At 69.4% G+C, this 24,730-nt stretch carries 18 protein-coding genes; 4 read left to right on the top strand and 14 right to left on the bottom strand.

Annotated elements, in window-relative coordinates; genetic code table 11:
• Nucleotides 1-112: 112 nt before the first annotated feature.
• Both AB0L71_RS07680 and AB0L71_RS07675 read right to left on the bottom strand, forming a co-directional pair.
• A complete protein-coding gene (locus AB0L71_RS07680; RefSeq protein WP_365239265.1) occupies nucleotides 113-877 on the bottom strand; it encodes an NUDIX domain-containing protein in 765 nt (254 codons plus the stop codon).
• 436 nt (nucleotides 878-1,313) lie between these two features.
• A complete protein-coding gene (locus AB0L71_RS07675; protein WP_365239263.1) occupies nucleotides 1,314-2,612 on the bottom strand; it encodes a DUF4192 domain-containing protein in 1,299 nt (432 codons plus the stop codon).
• 112 nt (nucleotides 2,613-2,724) lie between these two features.
• Between AB0L71_RS07675 and AB0L71_RS07670 the strand changes: the two genes are divergently transcribed.
• Together AB0L71_RS07670 and AB0L71_RS07665 are read left to right on the top strand one after the other, a co-directional pair.
• On the top strand, nucleotides 2,725-4,896 hold the full coding sequence (locus AB0L71_RS07670; RefSeq protein WP_365239261.1) for a RecQ family ATP-dependent DNA helicase: 2,172 nt from the start codon (nucleotides 2,725-2,727) through the stop codon (nucleotides 4,894-4,896).
• Nucleotides 4,897-5,111: 215 nt separating this feature from the next.
• Complete coding sequence (locus AB0L71_RS07665; protein ID WP_365239258.1) at nucleotides 5,112-5,741, top strand: hypothetical protein; 630 nt, start codon at nucleotides 5,112-5,114, stop codon at nucleotides 5,739-5,741.
• 80 nt (nucleotides 5,742-5,821) lie between these two features.
• Here AB0L71_RS07665 and AB0L71_RS07660 read toward each other — a convergent pair whose 3' ends face one another.
• The 6 genes from AB0L71_RS07660 to AB0L71_RS07635 all read right to left on the bottom strand — a co-directional run bounded on the left by AB0L71_RS07660 (nucleotide 5,822) and on the right by AB0L71_RS07635 (nucleotide 11,939).
• Complete coding sequence (locus AB0L71_RS07660; RefSeq protein ID WP_365239257.1) at nucleotides 5,822-6,436, bottom strand: hypothetical protein; 615 nt, start codon at nucleotides 6,434-6,436, stop codon at nucleotides 5,822-5,824.
• Nucleotides 6,437-6,496: 60 nt separating this feature from the next.
• Nucleotides 6,497-7,207: a ribonuclease HII gene (locus AB0L71_RS07655; RefSeq protein WP_365239254.1), complete on the bottom strand. Its 711-nt coding sequence runs from the start codon at nucleotides 7,205-7,207 to the stop codon at nucleotides 6,497-6,499.
• A 345-nt stretch (nucleotides 7,208-7,552) separates the two neighbouring features.
• Nucleotides 7,553-9,298, bottom strand: a complete 1,746-nt coding sequence (locus AB0L71_RS07650) for a DUF4173 domain-containing protein (protein ID WP_365239251.1) — start codon at nucleotides 9,296-9,298, stop codon at nucleotides 7,553-7,555.
• Between the two features lie 263 nt (nucleotides 9,299-9,561).
• Nucleotides 9,562-10,464 (bottom strand): ADP-ribosylglycohydrolase family protein, encoded by a 903-nt coding sequence (locus AB0L71_RS07645; RefSeq protein WP_365239249.1) that lies wholly within the window; start codon nucleotides 10,462-10,464, stop codon nucleotides 9,562-9,564.
• Nucleotides 10,465-10,476: 12 nt separating this feature from the next.
• On the bottom strand, nucleotides 10,477-11,136 hold the full coding sequence (locus tag AB0L71_RS07640; protein WP_365239246.1) for a histidine phosphatase family protein: 660 nt from the start codon (nucleotides 11,134-11,136) through the stop codon (nucleotides 10,477-10,479).
• A 197-nt stretch (nucleotides 11,137-11,333) separates the two neighbouring features.
• On the bottom strand, nucleotides 11,334-11,939 hold the full coding sequence (locus AB0L71_RS07635) for a YdbC family protein (protein WP_365239783.1): 606 nt from the start codon (nucleotides 11,937-11,939) through the stop codon (nucleotides 11,334-11,336).
• A 342-nt stretch (nucleotides 11,940-12,281) separates the two neighbouring features.
• Here AB0L71_RS07635 and AB0L71_RS07630 point away from each other — a divergent pair, with 342 nt between their 5' ends.
• On the top strand, nucleotides 12,282-12,818 hold the full coding sequence (locus tag AB0L71_RS07630) for a TerD family protein (protein ID WP_365239243.1): 537 nt from the start codon (nucleotides 12,282-12,284) through the stop codon (nucleotides 12,816-12,818).
• A 147-nt stretch (nucleotides 12,819-12,965) separates the two neighbouring features.
• Here AB0L71_RS07630 and AB0L71_RS07625 read toward each other — a convergent pair whose 3' ends face one another.
• Both AB0L71_RS07625 and nrdR read right to left on the bottom strand, forming a co-directional pair.
• On the bottom strand, nucleotides 12,966-15,866 hold the full coding sequence (locus AB0L71_RS07625) for a vitamin B12-dependent ribonucleotide reductase (protein WP_365239241.1): 2,901 nt from the start codon (nucleotides 15,864-15,866) through the stop codon (nucleotides 12,966-12,968).
• Nucleotides 15,867-16,028: 162 nt separating this feature from the next.
• A complete protein-coding gene (gene nrdR, locus AB0L71_RS07620) occupies nucleotides 16,029-16,541 on the bottom strand; it encodes a transcriptional regulator NrdR (protein ID WP_365239239.1) in 513 nt (170 codons plus the stop codon).
• 549 nt (nucleotides 16,542-17,090) lie between these two features.
• On the opposite strand from nrdR, the gene lexA reads away from it, so the two are divergent.
• Entirely contained in the window at nucleotides 17,091-17,885 is a 795-nt protein-coding gene (gene lexA, locus AB0L71_RS07615; protein ID WP_365239237.1) for a transcriptional repressor LexA, read from the top strand.
• Between the two features lie 87 nt (nucleotides 17,886-17,972).
• Here lexA and AB0L71_RS07610 read toward each other — a convergent pair whose 3' ends face one another.
• The 4 genes from AB0L71_RS07610 to AB0L71_RS07595 are packed head-to-tail and all read right to left on the bottom strand — an operon-like array spanning nucleotide 17,973 to nucleotide 24,702.
• Nucleotides 17,973-19,943 (bottom strand): ATP-dependent DNA helicase, encoded by a 1,971-nt coding sequence (locus tag AB0L71_RS07610; RefSeq protein ID WP_365239235.1) that lies wholly within the window; start codon nucleotides 19,941-19,943, stop codon nucleotides 17,973-17,975.
• 38 nt (nucleotides 19,944-19,981) lie between these two features.
• Nucleotides 19,982-21,898, bottom strand: coding sequence for an IucA/IucC family siderophore biosynthesis protein (locus AB0L71_RS07605; protein WP_365239232.1), 1,917 nt, complete (start codon nucleotides 21,896-21,898; stop codon nucleotides 19,982-19,984).
• Nucleotides 21,899-21,958: 60 nt separating this feature from the next.
• Nucleotides 21,959-22,768 (bottom strand): GNAT family N-acetyltransferase, encoded by an 810-nt coding sequence (locus tag AB0L71_RS07600; RefSeq protein WP_365239230.1) that lies wholly within the window; start codon nucleotides 22,766-22,768, stop codon nucleotides 21,959-21,961.
• Between the two features lie 44 nt (nucleotides 22,769-22,812).
• Nucleotides 22,813-24,702, bottom strand: a complete 1,890-nt coding sequence (locus AB0L71_RS07595) for an IucA/IucC family protein (protein ID WP_365239227.1) — start codon at nucleotides 24,700-24,702, stop codon at nucleotides 22,813-22,815.
• Nucleotides 24,703-24,730: the final 28 nt, after the last annotated feature.

Genomic DNA, 24,730 nt, shown 5'->3' with positions numbered 1-24,730 from the left:
CGCTTCTCTCGCGGAGGGTGAAACCGCTCGGCGGCAGGGCGGGTACCGCAGCAAGATAACGCGACACATCCGGCATTCTGTGCAGCATCGCCCTTGCGGGCGTTCCGCGGAGTCAGACTTCCGGCCTCAGCATGGGCGGGTTGAGCACCGTGGCCGCACCGGCCCGGAAGAGCTGGGCGGGGCGACCACCCTGCCGAGTGGTCGTCCCACCGGCAGGCACGAGGAAACCGGGCGTGCCCGTCACCTTGCGGTGAAAGTTCCGCGGGTCGAGAACCACACCCCAGACCGCCTCGTACACCCGCCGAAGCTCACCGACCGTGAACGCCGGCGGGCAGAAAGCGGTGGCCAGGGAGGAGTACTCGATCTTGGAGCGCGCCCGTTCGACGCCGTCGGCGAGGATCTGCGCATGGTCGAAGGCCAGCAGGGTCCGGTTCTCACCCTCATGTTCGACACTTCCTTCCGGCCCGAGCAGGTCCTCGACGGGCGCCCATCGCGCGCTGTGCGCATCGCCGCCCGCCCGGGGAGCTGGAAGGTCGGGGGCCAGAACGAGGTGAGCGACGCTGACCACCCTCATCCGAGGGTCACGACCGGGGTCGCCGTACGTGGCGAGCTGTTCGAGATGAGCTCCGTTGCCGACCGCTGGGGCTGCCGGATCCTGGGCACACAGCCCCGTTTCCTCGACGAGCTCACGCGCTGCCGCGGCTCCGAGATCCTCATCGGCTCTGACGAACCCGCCGGGCAGCGCCCACCGCCCCTGGAACGGAGACTCACCGCGACGTACCACCAGTGCGCAGAGCGCATGGCGGCGCACCGTGAGCACGACCAGGTCGACGGTCACAGCGAAGGGCGGAAAGGTCGACGGGTCGTAGGGCGGCATGCCCGTGATCATAGTCGTCTTCCTGACGATAAACACTCCCTTCGCTCTGTTCTTCGTCCGCCGGGCCATGGGAGTCCGCGTCGGCCCCAGGCCGCTCGCGCCCGGGCCCCTCCGCCGGTCGCCGGGAGCCCCTGGGCCTCGGCCTTCGGGGCCGAAGGCCGCCGAACACGCACACCGGCCGACGCCTTCCTGAACTTCCCGGTGCTGTTGCGGTCGGACCACGATCGATCTCAGCGACGGCACGGTCTCACCCCCGGGGGGTGAGACCCCCGCACCGGTGACATGCGGATCCCTTACAGCTCATGCCCCCACACCGTGCCGGTACCGGCCCACCGCTGCCATGCCCCCGGGATCCCTCTTCAGGACAGCACGTCAGGCACCGGTGGCCACCCGGTCGGGCTGGAAGAGCCGGGGGCGGGGCGACGGAACGCGGGAATCACCGGCCGCCCCTGGATCCACGGCGGCTGGGGGCGGCCTGCCCGGAACGGCGCCGGACATCAACCGTCCTGGGGCGACGGGAGCCTGGTGAAGCCTTCTTCCGCCGTGCAGTGGCGGGGCGTGCCGTGCGGGGCCGCACGGTCCCGCCCGCACGGTGGTCGTGGGGAGCCGTCCGGTCACCGCGCTCGCCCCGGAGACAACGGCGCAGTGTCTCGGGGTCGAGGCCCTGGTTGCACGCCTCATGGAGAAGTTGAGCGAAGGTGTACCCCGGATCTGCCCGCAGGGCGAGCCCCCATGCGACCCGTGCGGCCGGTTCGTCACCCGTCGACCAGGAGACCCACCCTGCCAGCGTCAGCGGTGCCGCAGCGTGCTCTTCGTACGGTGCGACGCAGCGACGGGAGAGCGCCCGCCAGAGCCGCAACGCTGAATCCGCTTCAGGGCCTTCCATCCATTCGGCGGCCTTGTCGCGGGTGTCCCGGTCCTGCAGGCCGAGGATCACCGCGGCTGCCTCGTCATGGCTGATCAGCCGGTCGTCGGTCATGTCCGCTGCGGACGACACCGTCATCGGCGCTTCCCGGAGCCGTTTCATCAGACTTCGGGCAAGCCCCAGAGTGTCCCGGGCCACGTCCTGGCGCCCCGACTCATCAAGGATCTTCGGCACCAGCTCGGCCCCGGCCGAATCGAGTGCCTGCTGCTGCTCCGCAGCCGCCGAGGTGTTCAGGGGCGCGAACCTGGCCTCCATTTCCCGGAGTGTTCCGCGCACTTGAATGCCCGCGAATGTGGCGGCAGCGGCCATCACCGAGGTGCCGGGGAGGGCCAACTGGTTGCCTTCGGCCGGGCAGCAACGCTCGTCCGGGCAGCAGTACGACCAGTAGCGGCCGTCAGAGATGCAGAGCGCTTCGAGCACGGGTACGTCGAGCGCCCCGCAGGCCGTACGCAGACGTTGGGCGAGGGGCCTCAGCCGCTCCATGATCTGGTTGCCGCTCTCGCCCTCAGCCGGATCCTGGCAGAGAAAGACGACAATCGCGTCCGGGCGCTGCCCACGTCGTTGGCTTCCCCTGATCAAGCACTCGGCCAGTTGCTCGGCGACGTGTGGCCATTCCTGGGGTGCCTTCGGGATTCCGAGCCTGAGTCGACCGCCGAAGCGTCCCCGGCCGCCGTGCAGGGCGACCATGACGACGCTGTCGTTCGGATGGAAACCCATGAGATACGGGAGGGCATCGGCGAGTTCGGCAGGCCCTCGCAGTGTGATCTGCTGCTCGTCGGCCGGACCGGTGGATTCGTGGTGCTGGTTCATGCCTCGACCGTGCCGTGGGCGGGCCATGTTCCGCGACCCCTGTGGATAACTTTATCCACAGGGGTCGCGGGGCCGTTCGCGGTTTGTCGTAGTCATCGGGTTGCATGGGGGCATGACCAACGCAGACCGCGCAGAGCTCAGGGCCTCGGCCGATTCCGTACTTGCCCGGCTTGTCGGGGACGACTCAGATGCCGCGCGACTGCGGGAGGACCAGTGGCGGGCCATCGAGGCGCTTGTCGCCGACAAGCGCCGGGCCCTGGTCGTCCAGCGAACCGGTTGGGGCAAGTCCGCCGTGTACTTCGTCGCGACCGCCCTGCTCCGTGCGCAGGGCGGTGGCCCGACGGTCATCGTGTCGCCACTGCTGGCCTTGATGCGCAACCAGGTCGCGGCGGCGGCCCGGGCCGGAATCGTCGCCCGCACGATCAACTCGTCCAACGTCGAGGAGTGGGACACCGTCCAGGCCGAGGTGGCGGCCGGAGAGGTGGATGTGCTGCTGGTCAGCCCCGAGCGGCTCAACAACCCCGAATTCCGGGATCAGGTCCTGCCCCGTCTCGCCGCCGCGACCGGGCTGCTCGTGGTCGACGAGGCGCACTGCATCTCCGACTGGGGTCATGACTTCCGGCCGGACTACCGGCGCCTGCGGACCATGCTGGCCGACCTGCCCAGTGGTGTCCCCGTACTGGCGACCACCGCCACGGCGAACGCACGAGTGACCGCGGATGTCGCGGAACAGCTGGGTACCGGCGCCGGCACGGATGCGCTCGTGCTGCGAGGCCCGCTGGACCGCGAGAGCCTCAGCCTGAGTGTCCTGCAACTGCCCAATGCCGCCCACCGGCTGGCCTGGCTGGGCGATCATCTCAAGGAGCTCCCCGGATCGGGAATCATCTACACACTGACGGTCGCGGCAGCCGAGGAGATCACCGCGTATCTGCGTCAGTGCGGGCACACGGTGGCGTCGTACACCGGCCGCACCGAGAACGCCGAACGCCAGCAGGCGGAGGACGACCTTCTCACCAACCGCGTCAAGGCCCTGGTGGCCACGTCCGCGCTGGGCATGGGATTCGACAAACCCGACCTGGGCTTCGTCGTCCACCTCGGCTCGCCTTCCTCCCCCATCGCCTACTACCAGCAGGTGGGCCGCGCGGGTCGCGGTGTGGAGCATGCGGAGGTACTGCTGCTCCCAGGCAGGGAGGACGAGGCGATCTGGCAGTACTTCGCATCGGTTGCCTTCCCTCCCGAGGAACAGGTCCGAAGGACGATCGACGCTCTCGACCGGGCAGGTCGCCCGCTCTCCCTGCCGGCGCTGGAACCGTTGGTCGACCTGAGGCGCACCCGGTTGGAGACCATGCTCAAGGTGCTCGATGTCGATGGCGCGGTCAAGCGGGTCAAGGGCGGCTGGCTCGCCACGGGCGAGCCCTGGGTGTACGACTCCGATCGTTACGCCTGGGTCGCCCGTCAACGGGCCAGCGAGCAGCAGGCCATGCGCGACTACGCAACGACGAGCGGCTGTCGGATGGAGTTCCTGCGCCGCCAGCTGGACGACGAGGAAGCCACCGCATGCGGGCGCTGCGACAACTGTGCCGGTGCCCGTTTCGACACCCAGGTGTCCGATGCGGCCCTGGACGGTGCACGGGGCGAACTGGGCAGACCTGGCGTGGAGGTGGAGCCCCGCCGGATGTGGCCCACGGGACTTGCCGCCGTGGGCGTCGATCTCAAGGGCCGTATCCCGGCTGGGGAGCTGTCGTTCACCGGACGCGCACTGGGCCGCCTCTCCGACATCGGCTGGGGCAACAGACTCCGCCCGATACTGGCCGCGCAGACGCCGGATGCCCCGGTGCCGGACGACGTGACCAGCGCGGTGGTGAAGGTACTGGCCGACTGGGCCAAGGGACCCGGAGGCTGGGCATCCGGAACGGCGGACGCCGCCCCTCGACCGGTCGGGGTGGTCACCGTCGCCTCGCACAGCAAGCCGCAGCTCATCCGGTCGCTGGGCAGCCGCATCGCCGAGGTCGGCCGGATGCCTCTGCTGGGCAGCGTCAGCTATGCGCCAGGTTCCGAGGGGGTGCGGATCTCCCAGACCAACAGCGCGCAGCGGGTCCGTGCACTGCACGAGGCTCTGGTCGTGGAGCCCGAGTTGGCCGACGCGTTGGCCGCGGCAGACGGTCCGGTCCTGCTGGTGGACGATCTCTCGGACACCGGCTGGACCCTGGCCGTGGCGACACGGCTACTGCGCCGGGCCGGGGCGCGGGGGGTGTTTCCACTGGTCCTCGCTGTTCAGGCGTGATGAGTGGCGTCATCCGGGCGGGGGTGGGCAGGGATATCAGAGTCATTTCTGCTGATTCCCGCCAGCCGCGTCAATTGCTCGTTGCCGCCTGCCGTTACGCCAGGGAGAATTGGACTCGCTCCCCGCACGGTCCTTTCGCGGCCCGGAAGGGCTGTGCCGCGGTGCGCCCCCACCCGTCCCTGCCCCGCATCGGGTGCGTATGCGAAGGGAGGATCGTGACCTTCGGATTCGCTTCGTCAGCAGCCACTTCGACGTCGGTATCCGCCGATTCAGCCAACCGCCTTGCCCGAATACTCGAGCCGGCCGAGTGGGCCGAAGCGGGCATACCGCTGCTGCGCAGTCCCCGCGACGTCGTGAGCGGCCTGCACGCACGGCACCAACCGACCCCCGCGACCGCAGTCGTGGCCGTACTCGACCCCGAGGAACGCCTCGCGGCCAGTGCCTCGTTCACCCGGCGCTCGACCGCGGCGGACGGCTGGGAATTCCGTAACGCGTTGCTGGCACATCTGCGCCGGGTGATCCCGCACGACCTGCGTCGCCGCACACCTGTCCGCACCGCGGTACTGCTCTACTGCCGCGAGGGCGAGGCGCGTTGGACGGAGGAGGACGGGGCGTGGATGTGGGGTCTGCGGGACGCCTGCACATTGCACGGCCTTCGCTGCGGCGCGTACATCACGCTGACCGGCGGCGGTTGGCAGGTGCTGGGCGAGGGCCGGGGAGGACGTCGCCCCCACTCCACATCGCGGCCCTCCGCTCTCGGCGACGCGTCGCTCGACCGTGATCCGGCCCCGCTGCGCACCGGCGGCGGTGCGGCTCAGGTGCTGCGACACACCGCGGCCCGCTGACCACGGTCAGCGGGTGCCCGGCTGCCCGGACGGGCAGCCGGGTCACCACGGCTCGTGCGCCCTGCGGCTCGGATGCCGGATCAGGCGCCGACGCCGAGCACTGTATTGATCCGCTGCGGGTCCCCGCACACGATCAACAGGGCACCGGCGCGCTCCTGCGCACCGGCCAGGGCGCCCGCAACGGCGTCACCACCGTTGACGGCGACGATCACCACGGGGCGGCCCTTCACCCGTTCCACGGCTGCGGCACCGGCGAAGAAGACGTCGTCGCCCGCTTCCTGCTGTGCCCAGTAGGCGGCCTCGCCGAAGGTGAGTTCGTGCGCGGCCCACGGGTGCTGCTCACCGGTGGTGAGCACCAGGATGTCGCCCGGTGCGCGTCCGGATTCGAGCAGCAGGTCCACCGCTTCGTCGGCGGCGTCGAGTGCGCCGGCGGCCGAGGCGGGGATCAGCTGGATCTGGGGTGCGGAACGGTTCTCCGGCCGGGCAGCCTTCGGCTGGCCGGATATGGAGTGCGAGCGCTGCGCCGGGGGCGCGGGCCTCGCGGGGCCGGGTCCCGGTCGACCGGGACGCGGCACGGCCGCTGAACGCGGACCGGGTACAGGACGGGGGGTCGACGCGGTGCGGCCTGCGGCCGAAGTGACGCGGGGACCCTGGGCGCTCTCGTGAATCTGAGGCTCCTCGGGTATGAGAGGCATGGGTGGTTGTCTATCAAACGCCGACACGCAGGGCGTCAGCGGGTGGGCACTTGTGCGCGATCAGAAGTCGAAGCCGAGTTGGCCCCCGCTTTCCAGTGCGGCCGCCTCGGCGGAGATGCGGACCTTCTTGAGGTGCTGCCACCGGGGCAGCGCGTCGAGGTAGGACCACGAGAGGCGGTGGTGGGGGGTGGGACCCCACTCCTCCAGCGCGGCCCTGTGCACGGGAGACGGGTAGCCGGCGTTGGCGTCGAAGGCGAAGGCGGCGTACTCGCCGGAGTCCGCGCCCAGTTCGGCCATCATCGTGTCCCGTCGGACCTTCGCGATCACCGAAGCAGCCGCGACCGCGATACAGGACTGGTCGCCCTTGATCACGGTGCGGACCCGCCAGGGCGGTCCCAGGTAGTCGTGTTTGCCGTCGAGTATCACCGCGTCGGGCCTCACCGGCAGGGCTTCGAGGGCGCGCACAGCCGCGAGGCGCAGTGCTGCCGTCATCCCCAGGTCATCGATCTCCTGCGGAGAGGCCTCCCCCAGACCGAACGCGGTGACCCAGCTCTCGAGCAACGGGGCCAGCTCCGCGCGGCGCTTGGCGCTGATCAACTTGGAGTCGGTGAGTCCGGCGGGCGGTCTGCGAAGTCCGGTGACAGCCGCACACACGGTGACCGGCCCCGCCCACGCTCCGCGTCCGACCTCGTCAACACCGGCAACGGTCTTGGCGCCGGTGGTGGCGCGCAGTGAGCGCTCGACGGCGTGCGTAGGTGGTTCGTACGGCATGGCGCCTGTCAGCGTACGCCGATGGCCGCGCAGGCAACACCCCGGGGCGCCCGACAGCCACCCCGGCCTCGCGCCGAACCACGGAGCGGGCGACGAGACGGTCGCGGGCCCCGGCGATCGATTTGCTGCGGTACACGGGTCCGTGAGGCAGTTCGCACCAAGGCGGCACTCACAGGGTGGTGTTCCCGCAGCACACATGGCCGTGGACCGCCGGACTCGAAGTGGTCAGCGGTGACTGCATCACATTCGTGAAGTACGAAACACTACGTGTGACCCGGGCGTAGGACGTGCCACCCGCCCGGGCCCCACCCTCGCTCGGCCTGCGCCTGTGCGACTCGGCCCGCGTCAGTACGGATCGTAGGGGTCGTACTGATCGTCTCCGTCACCACCGCGCTCGCCGCCTTCCCCGCCGGTACGCACGGAACCGCAGGCCCCCGCCGGGTCCCCCAGCGCCCGCTTCCTCAGGATGTCCCGGGCCCGTACCTCTCCCCAACTGGTGGCGTACCAGGGTTCGTCGGTGTCTCGCAGCAACCGTTCGATGTCCCTGAGTGCGCATGAGCGCAGTGGCTCGGGCAAGGTGTCCAGGGCCGGTACGGCGTCTGCGGACAGGCCTCGGAGGTAGTCGATGTCGATCGAGTGGTGTTGGCGGTACCGCTGGACGTTCTGCTCGGCGATCAGTCCGTCGGGCGAGATCAGCCCGAACGCGAGGACGGCGACGGCCCCGCTCGCGGCCACGGCGCGCGGCAGCAGACGGGCGCCGAACACTCCGGCCGCCATGATCAGAACGAGCACCACACCCAGCCAGAGCTCCATCGCCGCCACGGACAGACGCAGTCTTGTCAGGCCGTACGCATCGACATACAGGTCCATGCGCCTCAGCGCGGACGCCACGACGACGAGGGTGAGCAGACAGAGCACGCCGAGCACGCCGCGGACGAGAGTGCGGTCGCTCCCCCGTCCGCGAGGGGCCCAGCGCAGCGCGAGCGCGATCACCAGGAGGGTGAGGAGTGTGGCCCAGAGCAGTTGCCAGAAACCCTGCCGGGCGTACTGGGAGTAGCTGAGATCGGTCTCTGCCATCACCTTGTCGTATCCGCCGAGCAGCACAGTGAGCTGGATGGCCATGAAGACGGCGAAGAGCAGATCCAGCACGATGAGCGGCAGAGCCCACTCCAGCCGCCCACGGGACTTCCCCGGACCGACGGTGACGCCGTCCCAGCGCACCGGGGCCGCCGCGGTGTAAGCGGCGGCGAGCGCACCGATGAGCCCGAGGACGAAGAGGAACAGTCGCCAGGGGGCACTGCTCACCGAGACGTCGGGGACCAGGTTGCCGAGCACATCGGCGAAGGCAGCATCGGCGCTCGCGAACAGCGTCCCGAACACGATGAGCAGAACGACCGCCACCGCAGTCGCGCGGAACGCCACGCCCAACCGGCCCCGTGAGGCGGCCGTCCGCTCGCGCACGCCTCGCCCGCCCCAGCCCAGACCTCCGGCAATGGAGCCGAACAGTCCTATGGAGCCCAGAAACACGCCCAGCCAGCTACGGCTGCCGTGCAGGGCGAGCGAACCCATCGCGACGGCCGACACGACGGCGAGGAAGGTGGGCCAGCCGGCGTCCCGAAGGGCCGGTACGGAGAGCAGGGCCAGGCCTCCGACGGCCCAGAAGGCTGTCCACGGACGGAGGCGGCGCCCGGCCGCCCGCGCGGCGAAGAAGGCGCCGAGCGCCGCGGGAACCGCGATGATCAGCAGGTTCGGTCCGAGGCCGTCACCCAGGAGCGAGGCGCTGAGTACAGCGGTGGCCAGGACCGACCAGAGCGTCGCAGTCCTCATGGCTGCGGGTTCGGCCGCGCGCAGGAGCGATCGTGCCGGAGCCGGAGCCTGGGTTCTTCTCGGCTGCCCTGGGTTGGGCGGCCGCTGTTGCCCGCCCTGGTGCGCGTATGCCGGTATGCGCGGCGGCTCGGGAACGGCCCCCGGGGGCTCGGGCGGCGGGTCCTGCGGTCTCGCCGCCGGCCCGGCGGGACCGTCCGGGCCGGCCGGCGCAGACCGCTCGGGGGACTTCTCCGGCCGGGACTCTTCTGACGTGTGATCGGACATGGGACCCCTCCCCCACCGGAACCCGCCCACGTCGTATCCGGGCAACGCAGGCTGACCGGCGTCTCATCTCGGCAGACGCCCATCGGGATGATCACCGAGGGCGGCGTGGCCGAAAGAGTAGTTGTCCCCTGTCGCTTCCGACCCTGGGAGAAAGGGCTGTGGCAGTACCGTGACACTCGGGTGTCCGGGCGGCGCACCGCGTCGTGGGCGGCGATGCGCTCTCCTTCGCCTCCGGCCCGCCTTCGCCGTACCACGCCTTCGACCTACCGCGGGAGCCAGTCCGGCAGCTCTTCCGTCTGTGCCGCCCATGCGGCAGGCGGTGCGCCCGACGTGCCAGCTGCGACGATCCCGCCGACGATCGCGCACGTCGTGTCGACGTCACCGCCCGCCTCAGCCGTCGTCCAGAAGGCCTGCTCGAAGTCCTCCAGGTTCCGCGCCGCCGACCAGAGGGCGAAGGGAACGGTGTCCTGGGCACTGGTACGCCGGCCGTTGCCGAGAACCGCCGCAACCGTGCCGGCATCCTCGTAGTCGAGCATGTCCCGCGCCCGATCTAGCCCGGCGCGGACGGCGCTCTGCGGTACGAGCGCGATCACCCCGTCGAGAAGCTCCGCCGGGGTGGGCGGTCCGGTCGGCGCGGCCGCCAGTGCGGCGGCCGCCGCCACGGCCATCGCGCCCACGACCGCCTCGCGGTGCTGGTGCGTGGTGTACGAGGAGATCTCGGCCTGGTGCGTCGCCTGCTCCGGGTCGTCCGCGTACCACGCACCGAGCGGCGCGATGCGCATCGACGAGCCGTTGCCCCAGGACCCCTGGCCGTTGAACAGCGCCGACGCGAGTTCCCGCCAGTCACCGCCCTCCCGCACCAGCCTGAGCAGCCGGTTCACAGCGGGGCCGTATCCCCGGTCGAAGTCATGATGCTCGGCGAAGGACCGGGCGAGTGCGTCCTGGTCGATCCGCCGGTGCTCCATCAGCACGGCCAGCACCGAGGCGGCCATCTCCGTGTCATCCGTCCACTGCCAAGGGCCGGACGGGAGCCCGCGCTGCTTCAACAGCGGATAGTTGTCCGGTACGAAGAACTGGGAGCCCAGTGCGTCCCCCACGGCCAGGCCGCGCAGGCTGGCCACGGCGCGTTCGGAACGTTGCTCGGATGCAGAATCGGCGGTCGTCATCGCCCCTCCACTCTATCCGGTGATGCCGTACGGCTCCGGGGTGCGCCACCGCTCGAACGGGCGGTCCAGGGTGTAGCGCCCGTCCTTCCCGAGGATCAGTGTCCTGGTCTCCCCGTTGCCCGGATTGGACAGCGACTCGAACTCGGCCACCGACCAGTGGAACCAGCGCATGCAGAACAGACGCATGGTCAGCCCGTGCGTGACCAGCAACACGTTCGGCGGATGGTCGGGCGCTTCGAAACTCCGGTGCAGGGTCTCCAGGAAGGCCCCGACCCTGTCGTACACATCGGCCCCGGACTCTCCCTGCGCGAAGCGGTAGAAGAAGTGCCCGTACGCGTCGCGATAGGCCTTCTGCAGCCTCACGTCATCCCGGTCCTGCCAGTTTCCCCAGTCCTGCTCCCGCAGCCGCGGCTCCTCCCTCACCCGCACCTGCTCGAGGTCCAGGTCCAAGGACCTGAACGTCTCGTGCGTGCGGCGATAGGGCGAGACGTACACGCTGACCTGCTCGCCGTCGAACAGCTCGCGCAGCCGTACACCCGTCTCCCTGGCCTGCCGAAGCCCGGTCGCGGTGAGCCTCAGCGCATGGTCCGGCTCGCGCTCGTACACCGTGTCGTCGACGTTGCCTTCGGACTCCCCGTGCCGGACGAGGACAATGCGTTGCGGTCGTGCCATGCACTGACCATAAATCGGCCACGGTTCATTCGAGCAGTTGTCCGGACTCCGTCCGCCGGATGTCGCGGATGAAAGGACGGCGCGGCCGGTCGTGGGAGACCACCACCAGCGTGCTCCGGCTCGGTGCGGCGGCGGCAGCCGCGCCGGCCGCCCTGTGGCCTACACCCCTCCCCGCCAGTCTCATCCGTCGCGGACCATCACACCGTCCAGGAGGGTTCGAGCTGCACGACGTCGCCCGTTATCGCCGCCACGTCGTCCTCGGTCTGCGCCCGTTGCGACAGACGCTCGATGCTCCCCGTCCGGTACTTGCCACGCTCGGCGCTCGACTGCCACATGGACAGCACAAGGAACTCGTGTCCCGGCGCCTCCCCGAACACGCCTCGGAGCATGCCGGGCGATCCGGCCATCGCCGGATTCCACACCTTCTCCTGCATCAACGCGAAATGCTCGACCCGGTCCTCGTGCACCTTGCTGTGCGCCACCCTGACCACATCCGCGTCCGTGAAGCGGGGCTCGAAACCCGTCTTCACATCGAAGCGGTGCTCGAACAACTTGACCTGAATGCTGCTGAACGTGCCGGACTGTGCCGAGGCCAGCTGATCGTGGGCGCGCGCCATGAACGAGTCGTAGAAGACGCGGTTCTCCCAGAAGGTGAAGACGTGCGCCACTTCCGGACGCCCCCGGCTCCACCCGCCGCCCTGTCCCCTGAACCCGGGCTCACCGAGCAGCTCCGCCCACTTTCGCTGCCCCCGTTCGAAACCTCGACGGTCCACCACGGTGCAACGAATCCACTTGACCAGCACCGCGCCATCGTACGGGGCCGAACCTGGCGCGGGTCGCGCTCTGCTGGAGTACGCCCGAATCAATGGCTTGAATCGCGGGATGGCCGCCATGTCCTCCTTGCGCACCAACTCCCTTTTTCCTGCCGCGCGTTTCCACCGTGCCTGCTCTCCCCCGGGTGGATCGCCCGGCGCAGCTGTCCGAGCGGCGTGCTTCTTCGCCTTCGTATCGGACGGAGTGGCCCGATTCGGTCAGTGACGACCAAGGCGGTTGGATCCACCGCCACTTGAAGACATGATCGGTGATACGAACAGCCGATGACGGCCCCGACGACGGCCCAGCGGCAATCCAGGGAGGCAAGTCCGATGAGCACGCCCAACAAGGACATCAAGAAGGTCGAAGTCAGCCTCAAATGGGATCCCAGCCCGCCGGGCACCCCGGCCTTCGACCTCGACATCATCGCGGCGACGTACCTCGCGGAAGCGCCTTACGGCAGCCCTGACTATCTCGTGCACTTCGACAGCCGCTCCCCGGACGGCACCATCACCCTCAACCGCGACAGCACGACCGGGCAGGGGCTGGGGTTCGACGAGGTCATGACTCTGGAGCTGGATCGGCTGTCGACCCGATACGCCCGGGTCGTCGTCGGGGTGGCCATTCAGCAGCGCGACGGACGCAGGACGTTCGCCGAGATAGCGAACACGGGTGTCCGGATTCGGGAGGGCTACGCGAATCTCGCGGAGGACGACTTCTCCACGGTCGGCGCCGCCACCTCCGCGACCGTCGCCGAGTTCATCCGCGGCGCCTCGGGAGTCTGGGAGTTCCGCGGTACGGTCCGGGGCTTCGACGGGGACCCCGACTCGTTCGCCCGGACGATGGGCAGCCGTCCGCCCGCTGCATGACACGTCACCCGGCACAGCCCCGACCGTGTTCCGGAGGTGCGACACGACGAAGGGGACCCACCGTCGATGGGTCCCCTTCGCGGACTGTTGGTCAGTCACCCGTGCCGACTACGGCGCATGACGCACCCGGCGCGAGTCGGCCCGCTTTCAGCTGCACCCGCTGGTCGAGCCGCAGCCCTCGCAGATGTAGCAGGATCCGGCGCGCTGCATCTTCGTGCCGCAGGAGAAGCAGAGCGGCGCGTCCGCGCTGATGCCCAGCTGCATCTCGACGAGCTCCGCCGAGGTGTGCGCGGTCCTCGGGGCCAGCTGCTCGGCCTGCTCCTGCTGCACCGGTGCCACCGCCTTCAGGGGCTCCGTCCGCAGCGGTGCGGACTGGGCCAGGCTCTCGATGTCCAGCTCCTCGTCCTCCAGGGAGGGCTCGTAGGAACCGGTGTCGAGGTGACGCTGACGCTCCGCTGCCGAGTGGATGCCGAGCGCCGAACGGGTCTCGAAGGGCAGGAAGTCCAGCGCGAGTCGGCGGAAGATGTAGTCGACGATCGACTGCGCCATCCGCACATCCGGGTCGTCCGTCATACCGGCCGGCTCGAAGCGCATGTTGGTGAACTTCGAGACGTACGTCTCCAGCGGGACGCCGTACTGCAGACCGACCGAGACGGCGATGGAGAAGGCGTCCATCATGCCCGCGAGGGTGGAGCCCTGCTTGGACATCTTCAGGAAGACCTCGCCGAGACCGTCGTCCGGGTAGGAATTGGCGGTCATGTAGCCCTCGGCGCCGCCCACCGTGAAGGAGGTGGTGATGCCGGGACGTCCCTTGGGCAGGCGCTTGCGGACCGGACGGTACTCGACGACCTTCTCGACCGCGCTGCGGATGGTCTCCTCGGCCTTGGCCGTGACCTCAGCCTTCTCCTTCTCCTTGGTCTTCGCGGAGAGGGGCTGGCCGACCTTGCAGTTGTCCCGGTAGATCGCGAGCGCCTTGACGCCCATCTTCCACGCCTCGAAGTAGACCTCCTCGACGTCCTCGACAGTGGCCGTCTCCGGCAGGTTCACCGTCTTGGAGAGCGCGCCGGAGATCCACGGCTGGATGGCCGCCATCATGCGCACGTGGCCCATCGCGGAGATGGAACGCTCACCCATGGCGCAGTCGAAGACCTCGTAGTGCTCGGCCTTCAGACCGGGGGCGTCGATCACATTGCCGTGCTCACCGATGTGATCGACGATCGCCTCGATCTGCTCCTCCTGGTAGCCCAGGCGGCGCAGGGCCTGCGGGACGGTGCCGTTGACGATCTGCATCGAGCCGCCGCCGACCAGCTTCTTGAACTTGACCAGGGCGAGGTCGGGTTCGAGGCCGGTGGTGTCGCAGGACATGGCGAGACCGATGGTGCCCGTCGGGGCGATGACCGAGGCCTGGGAGTTGCGGAAACCGTTCTTCGCGCCGAGGCGGATCACGTCCTGCCAGGCCTCCGTCGCGGCGGCCCAGATCGGGTTGTCCAGGTCGTCCATGCGGACGGCCGCGGTGTTGGCGTCGGCGTGCTGCTTCATGACGCGCTGGTGCGGCTCGGCGTTGCGGGCGTAGCCCTCGTACGGGCCGACGACCGCGGCGAGCTCGGCGGAGCGCTTGTACGAGGTGCCGGTCATCAGCGAGGTGATGGCACCGGCGAGGGCGCGGCCGCCGTCGCTGTCGTAGGCGTGGCCGGTCGCCATCAGCAGGGCGCCGAGGTTGGCGTAACCGATGCCGAGCTGGCGGAAGGCGCGGGTGTTCTCGCCGATCTTCTGGGTCGGGAAGTCGGCGAAGCAGATCGAGATGTCCATCGCGGTGATGACCAGCTCGACGACCTTGGCGAAGCGCTCGACCTCGAAGGACTGGTTGCCCTCGCCGTCGTCCTTGAGGAACTTCATCAGGTTCAGCGAGGCCAGGTTGCACGAGGTGTTGTCCAGGTGCATGTACTCGCTGCAGGGGTTCGAGCCGTTGATGCGGCCGGACTCCGGGCAGGTGTGCCACTGGTTGATGGTGTCGTCGTACTGGATGCCCGGGTCGGCACAGGCCCAGGCGGCCTCGGCCATCTTGCGGAAGAGGGACTTGGCGTCGACCTCTTCGATGACCTCACCGGTCATCCGGGCGCGCAGCCCGAACGTGCCGCCGGACTCGACGGCCTTCATGAACTCGTCGTTGACACGGACCGAGTTGTTGGCGTTCTGGTACTGGACGGACGTGATGTCGTCGCCGCCCAGGTCCATGTCGAAGCCCGCGTCACGCAGGGCGCGGATCTTCTCCTCCTCCTTCACCTTGGTCTCGATGAAGTTCTCGATGTCGGGGTGGTCGACATCGAGAATGACCATCTTGGCCGCGCGTCGGGTGGCACCACCGGACTTGATCGTCCCGGCGGAGGCGTCTGCGCCGCGCATGAAGGAGACCGGTCCTGAGGCGTTGCCACCGGAGGAGAGCAGTTCCTTGGAGGAGCGGATACGGGAGAGGTTCAGGCCGGCGCCGGAACCGCCCTTGAAGATCATGCCCTCTTCCTTGTACCAGTCGAGGATCGACTCCATGGAGTCGTCGACGGACAGGATGAAGCAGGCGGACACCTGCTGTGGCTGGGGCGTACCGACGTTGAACCAGACCGGCGAGTTGAAGCTGAAGATCTGGTGCAGGAGGGCGTACGCCAGCTCGTGCTCGAAGATCTCGGCGTCCGCGGGCGAGGCGAAGTAGTCGTAGTCCTCACCGGCCTTGCGGTACGTCTTCACGATCCGGTCGATCAGCTGTCGCAGCCCGGTCTCGCGCTGCGGGGTGCCGACGGCCCCACGGAAGTACTTGCTGGTGACGATGTTGACCGCGTTCACCGACCAGAAGTCGGGGAACTCGACGCCACGCTGCTCGAAGTTGATCGAGCCGTCGCGCCAGTTGGTCATGACGACGTCACGACGCTCCCACGTCACCTCGTCGTACGGATGCACGCCGGGGGTGGTGTGGATGCGCTCGATACGCAGCCCCTTGCTCGCCTTGGATCCCTTGGCTCGGGAACCACGTGCCGGGCCGCTCGCCGTCTCTGTCATGCCGCCTCCCATATGTGGGCAAAAACGCCCTGAAGTGCCCAGAACTTCCCAGGGCACAGCCTGTCCTTGATGCCTCGGGCGCCACCCACAGCGCCCGGAGCAGGTCTCCATGCGGCCGACCTGCCGCCGATCCATGGACCCGCGACGACCAGCCGCTGCCGCTCAGTCGGCGATGGCCGCGGGAGCGGGGACCACAAGGGCCTCACCCGTCCCGCGCTCCTCCACGGAGGGCCGCCGTTCGCGGAGCTCCACGATGGCGGCCTCGAAGTCTTCGAGTGTGTCGAACGCCCGGTACACGGACGCGAAACGCAGGTACGCGACGAGGTCGAGTTCCTGCAAGGGGCCGAGGATGGCCAGACCCACGTCGTGGGTGGTCAGCTCGGCACTGCCGGTCGCACGCACCGCCTCCTCGACCCGCTGGCCGAGCTTGGCGAGGGCGTCCTCGGTGACGGGCCGCCCCTGGCATGCCTTGCGCACGCCGGAGATCACCTTGGTGCGACTGAAGGGTTCGGTCACACCACTGCGCTTCACCACCATCAGCGAGCAGGTCTCCACCGTCGTGAAACGGCGGGAGCAGTCCGGGCACTGACGGCGGCGGCGGATCGACGTGCCGTCATCGGTGGTGCGGCTGTCGACGACCCGGCTGTCGGGGTGCCTGCAGAAGGGACAGTGCATGGCTCCCACCCCTCCTTCATGGCACGACTGAATAGCTTCTCCAGGACCCGCCAGGGTCCCTCGAAGCAGACATAAGCATAGGCGACGCCCGTAGCCCCGGCGGACCAGGGACCACAACTTCTGGGCGACTGGAAAAATCTAACCACTAGATCTTGGGTTTGGTCGCACATTTGGCCCTACCGCGTGTCGCGCGGCGCAAGCGGACCGCAGAGGTCGCACGGCTCAGCTAGAGCGTACGGGAACCGCGCGACGGCCGGGATTGCGGGGCCCGCCCCGCCGACCTCGGACACCCCCGCCGGACCCACCCGCGCGGTGACACCACCCCGGCAGACGCTACCGTAATGACCCGAATTGCCGGTCGCCACGAACGGACCGCACCCGGGGCCACGCCGATCGGAGCCGACCCCTTTCCTCCAGCCCTCACGCATACACCGGGCGGGAGACGAGCAACAGACTTTTATTCGTTTTTCACTCGAACGTGTGTTTGGCGCAACCTTTCGAAAGCCACTACCGTTGTCCAGCCAGGGAGACCATTCGAGAGGGGCCGACGTGACCACCACCGCAAACAGTGCCACCATCACTGCCCAGGACCGCTCCCAGGGCCGACTCGAGCCGGTGCATGCCATGAATGACTCAGTCACGAACGCGGAGGGGCCCGAGCCCGTACGCCCCGCACGCTCCTTGCCCGGCCGACCTCCAGGTATCCGGGCGGACAGCTCGGGGCTCACGGACCGGCAACGGCGCGTCATCGAGGTGATCCGGGACTCCGTGCAGCGGCGTGGATACCCGCCCTCGATGCGGGAGATCGGTCAGGCGGTGGGCCTGTCGAGCACATCCTCCGTCGCGCACCAGCTGATGGCGCTGGAGCGCAAGGGTTTCCTTCGACGCGACCCCCATCGGCCCCGAGCGTACGAGGTTCGCGGTTCGGACCAGCCGAGCTCGCAGCCCACCGACACCACGGGCAAGCCTGCGGCATCGTATGTGCCGCTGGTCGGCCGGATCGCAGCCGGAGGCCCCATCCTCGCCGAGGAATCGGTCGAGGACGTCTTCCCCCTCCCCCGCCAGCTGGTCGGTGACGGAGAGCTGTTCGTCCTCAAGGTCGTGGGTGACTCGATGATCGAGGCAGCGATCTGCGACGGCGACTGGGTCACGGTGCGCCGCCAGCCCGTCGCGGAGAACGGCGACATCGTGGCGGCCATGCTGGACGGCGAGGCCACGGTCAAGCGCTTCAAGCGAGAGGACGGCCACGTATGGCTGCTCCCGCACAACTCCGCCTACCAGCCGATCCCGGGCGACGAAGCCACGATTCTCGGCAAGGTGGTGGCCGTGCTGCGGCGGGTCTGAGGACTCGCCCGCTCCTACCGGGCCCCGGGATCCACTGCGCCGATCCCGGGGTCCTTTTCTGCGCCCGCAGGCACCGGCCGCGTGGGTCTACCGGTTGTCGGCCTTGGCTGCGGCGTCGATGGCGGCCAGTGAGCGGCGCACCTGATTGCGGTCGGTCGTGTACCAGAAATCGGGCAGCGAGGCCCGCAGATAGCTGCCGTACCGGGCGTTGGCCAGCCGCGGATCGAGTACCGCGACCACCCCCTTGTCACCCGTGGCCCGGACGAGCCGACCGGCGCCCTGAGCCATCAGCAGCGCGGCGTGCGTGGCCGCGACGGCCATGAACCCATTGCCTCCCGCCTCCTCCACCGCCTTCTGGCGTGCGCTCATCAACGGGTCGTCCGGCCTCGGGAACGGGATCCGGTCCATGACGACCAGCTGGCAACTGGCTCCGGGCACGTCGACGCCCTGCCAGAGCGACAGCGTGCCGAACAAACAGGTCTCCGGATCGGCTGCGAAGTTCTTGATCAGCTCTCCGAGGGTCTCCTCGCCCTGCAGCAGGATCGGCTTGTCCAGCCGGCCGCGCAGTTCCTCGGCTGCGGCCTGGGCCGCCCGCATCGAGGAGAACAGCCCCAGGGTGCGACCGCCCGCCGCCTCGATCAGTTCCGCGAGCTCATCCAGCATGTCGGTGCGGGAACTGTCCCGGCCGGGAGTGGCCAGATGCCGCGCGACGTACAGGATTCCCTGCTTCGGGTAGTCGAAGGGCGACCCGACGTCGAGCCCCTTCCACTGCGGACTGTCGTCGTCCGCGGTGCCTTCGGGGGCGAGTCCCAGGGACGCGCCCACGCCGTTGAAATCACCGCCGAGCTTGAGCGTCGCCGACGTGAGGACGACGGAGCGCTCGCTGAAGAGCTTCTCGCGCAGCAGTCCGGAGACGGAGAGCGGTGCGACCCGCAGGGAGGCACCGAAGCGGTCATGACGCTCGTACCAGATGACGTCGTACTCCGACCCCTGGGTGATGCGCTCGGCGACGCCGTGGATCGTCTCCACCGATGCGAGTGCCTGCTTGCGGACGGCGTCCTCGTCCTGGACGGACTTGTCCCGGGTGGCGCCCAGCGCGGAGATCACCGTACGTGCGGCGTCACGGAGCGCCAGCAGTGCGTAACCGAGGTCCTCGGGAACTTCTTCCAGACGTCCGGGGAGAGCCAGCTCCATGACCCGTTCGAAGCCCTCCGCCGCCGTCTGCAGGGCGTCGGCCGCCTTCTCGTTGACCAGCTTGGCCGCTCGGCGCACCGCACGGTTGACCTGGCCGGGAGTGAGTTCGCCGGTGGCCACGCCGGTGACCCGGGAGACCAGCTCATGGGCCTCGTCGACGATCAGTACCTCGTGCTGCGGGAGCACGGGCGCGCCTTCGATGGCGTCGATGGCGAGGAGGGCGTGATTGGTGACGACGACCTCGGCGAGCTTGGCCCGCTCACGGGCCTGCTCCGCGAAGCACTCCGCCCCGTACGCGCACTTGCTCGCCCCCAGGCACTCCCGCGAGGAGACGGAGACCTGCGCCCAGGCCCGGTCGGACACGCCCGGAGTGAGATCGTCACGGTCGCCGGTCTCGGTCTCGTCCGACCAGTCCCGCAGTCGCAACAGATCCTGGCCGAGCTTGCTCGACGGGGCCGCTGCCTCGAACTGGTCGAAGAGACCCTCCTCCTCGTCCTGCGGCACTCCCTCGTGGAGCCGGTGCAGACAGAGGTAGTTCGAGCGGCCCTTGAGCATGGCGAACTGGGGGCGGCGGCGCAGCAGTGGGTGCAGGGCGTCGACCGTGCGGGGAAGGTCTCGCTCCACGAGCTGGCGCTGCAGGGCCAGGGTCGCCGTCGCCACCACGACGCGCTCCCCGTGCGCCAGGGCGGGCACCAGATAGCCGAGGGATTTACCGGTGCCGGTGCCGGCCTGGACGAGCAGATGGGCATGGTCGTCGACAGCCTCGGCCACGGCCGCGGCCATGGCGGCCTGGCCCGGCCGTGCGGTACCGCCGACGGCGGTCACGGCTGCGTCGAGGAGCTCGGGGAGGGATGGCTTCGTCATAGCCCTACCACCCTACGGCGCGCCACTGACAAGAGAGATCACTCCCGGCCTCGGGTGGTGGGGTGGAGCGGGTTGGGAACGGTCCCGTGGATGGCGGCGTGCGGGCGCCGGGGGCGGTCCCGGTATCCGTCCACGTGCAGACGGTTGCGGTTCAGGCAGAGACGCTCGATGCGGGGCGTCAGCATGTCGAACATCTCGAACCGTTCCTTGAGCTCGGGAAAGCGGGCGTGGTGCCGCAGGATCTCGGCCCGCAGGAGAGACCAGAATTCGTCCTCCGGAACCCCCAGTTGTTCCTCGCACAGCGCGGACAGGAAGCGGAACACACCGATGAAAAGGCCGGAGTGGATGAACTGGGTGAGGAAGGAGGGCTCCTCGGTGAGCAGGATGCGACGCACGTCCTCGGGCATCGAGTCGTGCTCCGGCAGCGGCTGCGCGCTGACGTTCACATCGTCCACGAAGTCCTTGATCGCCAGCCGTACCGGTACGTCCTGCTGGTCGAAGACGACGATCGCGTTCTCGCCGTGCGGGGAGAACACCGTGCCGTAGCGGTACAGGAAGTGCAGGAGCGGTGGCAGCAGCGCGGCGAAGAGGTGGGTCAGCCAGGTGGTGGGCGTCAGCCCCGAGCGGGCGACGAGTTCGGCCGTGAAGGCGCGCCCCTGAGGATCGGTGTGGAGCAGCGAGGCGAGGGTCCGGGCCCGCTCACCCGGTGCGAGCCGGGGCTGGAGGGGCTCGCGCCAGATCGCGCCGAGGATCTCCTTGAACTGGTACGGAATGTCCGGGAGATGGTCGTAGAGCGGATGCTCGACGGTCACGGACGCCACCTCGCCGAGCAGGATGACCCGGCAGGTGTCGCGCAGAAAGGCGTCCTGGTCGCACAGGCCCTGGACCCAGGTGGTGACGGCGGGGGCCGCGAGCGTGCGTTCGGTCGGCAGCCCGCGCCAGACCAGGGTGTTGAGGATCGACAGGGGCAGTTTGACGGTGTGGCGGTCGGGGCGGGCCACGTTGGCGAACGTGCGGATGGACTGCTGCGGCAGGCGGAGGTCGGCGTCGGTGCGGAGATGGACGATGTCGCCCGCGGCAATGGCCGGGGCGAAGAGGGGAACGATCCATTCGTCCCACTGCCAGGGGTGCACGGGGAGGAAGAGGTAGCTGCCGGGATCGAGATCGCGTGCGTGGAGATCGGCGGCGAAGGCATCGAGGACGGACGGGTCGAGTTCCTGTGCGTACAACTGCTCGGGGGTGGCCAGTGCGGCCACACCGCGGTAGGCCGCGATCCGGGTGGAGACGGCGATCCAGGGCAGTCGGACCGGCCTGCGGGCCTCGGGGGTGTAGAGCGCGGCGTCGGTGGCGGAGAAGCCGAGGCGCCCTTTGTTGGCGACGATCCAGGGGTGTCCGGTCTGGTGACCTTCCAGCTCGGCGTAGTCGAGCTCGGCCAGTTCGGCGGCACAGAGCGCGGTGTGATCGAGCCGGGCATCGGCGGCGAGGGTCGTGGTGATCTCGCGGATGAGGTGGCCGAGGGTGGCGCCGTCGATCCCGAGGAGTCCACTGGCGCGGGCGAGGAGCTGTAACGGGTCACGGAAGGGGACGGTTGCCGTGCTCCGCTCGTGTGCGGGCGCGGCGGGTGCGCCCGGGTCGCTGTCCCGCGTGGGGCCGGCGGGAGCCTTCCGGGCGTCCGCGCGGGTCTCCCGGATCGAATCGGGAGCGACGTGCCAACTGCCGTACACACCCCGTCGGGCGTTGAAGCTCAGGATTCCGCCGTCGTCGAGCCCGAGGGTGTACGTGTCGCTCCCGTCGGCCTGCCGGACCGGCTCGACGACTTCCTCGTAGGCGAATTGGCCGAGCATCTTCGCGAGCATGCGGGCGGCGGCTGCGTCCCAGACCGTCCGGTTCAGTTCTGGTGTGCTGAGCAGGGCGGCAGACTCCGCTGAGTCATGGCTCGCAGGGTATTTCGGCACGGGGACTCCTCAGGAGGGAACCGGCGGGAATCGAGCGGTGTGCGCAAGGCAGGAGATCGTTCACAGGAGGGCACGGTGTGTTCGGTCGCGGATCATGAGGGCAGCTCGCTTGTCGGGGAGTTCGGCTTCCGCGAAGAAGCGGAAACCTGCGCTGAGGAAGGCGGCGACGGACGGGGTGTTCCGGAGGTCGGGCTCTGCCACCACACGGGCGCACAGCGGGCGGTTGTCGAGTACGAGGTCGGCGACAGCCCTGAGCAGAGTGGTGCCGACGCCGCGTCCACGGTCGTTCACGCCACCGATGAGCAGGTGGACTCCGGTGTCATGGGGCCGGGCGGGGTAGTGACGCGCCAGCGGGTCGAGATCCGCGCGGTAGATCTCCCAGTAGCTCATGGGAACGCCGGCCAGCACGCCGAGGCACGGGACGCTGCGTCCGTCGCCGTCGAGTTGAGGGCGCAGGTGATCGGCCGTGACGGCTTCGGAGCCGGCCAGTTCCCAGAACGCTGCCACGGCCGGGTCGTTCATCCAGGCGCTGATCAGGGAGACATCGCGTTGCAGTCGCACGGGAACGAGCTGGAACACCCCGGCCGCCGTGGTGACCGGCCCCCAGTCGGCGGGGTGGTCGAGCAGATCCGGGGCGGCCGGTCGGCTCGTTGCTGCGTGCATGTCGACGGCCCGGCCCGCGCCGTCGGGTTCGGACGGCGCGGGCCGGTCCGACGGAAGCGGGCAGGGTGTTGCGGTGGCGGGAGCGTCCTCTGCGAACAAGGACCGGAGGTCTTCGGAGAGCGGCAGGTCCAGGGTGTCCTCGGCGCCCGTGTCGGTCCGTGGGGCGGAATCGGTTCCGGCATCGGGATGCGCTTCGGCGGGAGCCATGGCGTCGCTCTCCTCTCGGGGGTTCAACCGGTGGTGATGGGCCCTCAGGTGCAGAGAGGGTTTGCCATGGTGACGTAGACGGACTGGGTGTCGACAGGGCCGACGAGTTCATCGAGGCCGTGCAGTCGGGTCAGCAGGTTGGCCTTGCACCGCAGGTGGGTATTCTCCAGCAGGTGTGCGGGCAGGGGGGAGCCCAGTGCCGTGGCCGTACCGAGGAATCGGCGGAACGCGGCAAGGAGCACCTGCTCGTCCACGAGGTGCTGTGAACCGAAGGCGCCGATCAGGCCGAACACGTTGTTGATGCCGAGGTAATAGGCGAAACGCTCGTCGGTGACCGCGTCGGAGACGAAGGTGTCGCTGATCGACCCGATGCCGGGGAGCCGGCGCTCCAGTGCCGCGCGGCGCGACTCCCGGAAGTAGTAGCCCTGGTTGTCCCGGTACCGGCCGCCCACGGGCCAGCCATGGGGGTCGAGCAGCACCAGGGTGTTCTGCTGGTGGGCTTCGAGGGCCACGCCTGCCTGGGCGTCGAGCCAGAGCACAGGGTGCACGACGCGGTCGAGGTAGCGCAGGAACCACTCGGTGGCGACGGCTCCGACGGCTCTCCCGGTGGCCGCGGCCAGGGAGAGAACGACCTGGGCGAGGCGTGAGTGCATGCCCGTCCGGCCCGGCCAGGGGCGCGGGGCGGTGAGCGAGGCGATACAGACCGCGTCGTCGTACGGTCCGAACGGGTTGTGACGCAGCATCACGTCGAGGCCCGTGACGGGCGCGCCGTCCAGGGTGTCGACGGCCAGCCAGGCGGGGTCGCGGACGATGTCGAAGCCCGGGTGCACGGCGTGCCACTGCGCGGCGATTCCGCTGCGGAGCAGCCGGTGCACCTCGACCCCGCGGTGGAGTTCCTTGCGGAGATTCTCGCGACGGGAGTTGGTGATGCGGACGCCGAGGGAGAGTTTGAGCATGAGCTCGGCGCCCGGCTGGTGCACGGTACGGACGGATGAGGTGGGGTGCCAGCGCTTCCCGTGCGGTCCGAGGTCGTGGAGAAGTCCGGCATCGAGCAGGGCTGCCGTCTCCGGCCGGTGTCCGAGTTCGCGTGCCTGCCAGGGGTGGAGCGGGATCGGTGTGGTGTTGTCGGGGAGTTCCAGTCCCTCGGCATGGGGGGCGATCAGTTCCGTGGCCGGCACGGGACGGCCTCGTTCGGTCCAGGCGGAGTCAGTGGTCAGTACGGACCGGTCGGCAGCCATCCAGTGCAGCGGGAAGGAGCCGTGCAACTCGGGCGAGTAGCGCAGGGATTCAGCATCCGAGAGGCCCTCGCGGCTCTTGGGGGTGGGGTGGAACGGGTGGCCGAGAAGGAGGGACTGCTCGGCCGTGAGGAAGAGGTCCGCCTCGTCCGGAAGGCCGGGAGCGCGGCGCTGCTCGGCGATGAATGCGGCCGTCCGCCGTACCGAGTCGGCGACCCGGCCCACCATGTCGGCGCCCTCCTGGCGGTCGGCCTCGCGGCCGAGGAGCGCGGCCACCGTGACGGCGTCGGCGGGCGGTGCTCCTTCGGGTGCCCCTTCCAGGGCGGGCATGCCGAAGCGGTGCCAGCCCGTGGCGGACCAGTGGAGGAGGGGGACGAGCAGGGCCGTTCCGGTGGCGTGGAGCGGAATGCGGAGGGTCTCGCCGTCCGGGCGCGGCAGGTCGCTCTCCCGGACCCAGCAGCGGAGCAGGTTCTCGACGCCTGCCGCGTCGGCGGCCCGCAGCGGGTCCGGATGGTCGAGGAGTTCGGTCGGTGCCGCGCTGGTGAGCACCGCGTTCGAGAGGGGTCGCCTCTCGTGCGGTGCCGCCAGCTGACGCGGCACGGCGGTCTGCCCGACGACGGCATCTCCGGTGGGTCCGGGGTGTCCTCGCTGCTGGGTGGGGGGAGTGCCGTCGGCCTGAGGCGTGGGGGTGGGGTTCACGGCGGTCTTCCTTGTGATGGTGTCCGGG

Origin of the sequence: Streptomyces sp. NPDC052052, from assembly GCF_040680455.1 — a bacterium.
GTDB lineage: Bacteria > Actinomycetota > Actinomycetes > Streptomycetales > Streptomycetaceae > Streptomyces.
This window is presented reverse-complemented; position numbering and strand designations above follow the sequence as displayed.